The 550-nt window shown below is 71.6% G+C and carries 1 pseudogene; it reads left to right on the top strand.

The window, feature by feature from the left end:
- Positions 1-319 (top strand): annotated as a pseudogene (locus tag E0L17_RS10890) (IS30 family transposase); the annotation flags it as partial.
- Positions 320-550 lie beyond the last annotated feature (231 nt).

Genomic DNA, 550 nt, shown 5'->3' with positions numbered 1-550 from the left:
CCGCGCCGACCAGAAGGGCGGCTGCGAGAAGAACCACGTCGAGATCAGGAAGCTGCTGCCCAAGGGCCGCGGCCTGCGCCTCGACCGCCTGTCGCGCGCCGACGCGGCGCTCGTCATGTCGCAGGTGGACTCCGAGCCGCGCGGCAAGCTCGCCTGGCGCACGCCCTCCGAGATGCTCCTCGCCGCGTTCGGCGACGACGCGCGGGCGCTCCTGGACGCCTTCGGGGTCGAGATGCTCGGCCCCTCCGAGCTCGACCTGACGCCGGGCTGCGTGGAGCGCGCGAGGGCGGAGCGAGGTGAGGCGCCGCTGGCCGACTAGCCCCTCGGGGACAACCGAATCGAGGGTCCCGGCACCCGTCGCGCTGAGTCTGGAAGCAAGCCGCGGCGGGACGGTGCCGCACGGGCCTCGGACCCATCGCGACGCCTCTCCATGTATCCTACACCTGCGACAACGCGGAGGGGAGGCCCCTGCCGGGGCCTCCCCTCCGTCTCGATAGGTGCGGAAACGCGCTATCGGCTCAAGGTGTTTCGCTGAGGTTGGAAATCAACC

Source organism: Olsenella sp. SW781 (assembly GCF_012027725.1).
Classification (GTDB): domain Bacteria; phylum Actinomycetota; class Coriobacteriia; order Coriobacteriales; family Atopobiaceae; genus Thermophilibacter.
The sequence above is the reverse complement of the archived record's forward strand: the minus strand, read 5'-3'. Positions and strand labels throughout refer to the sequence as shown.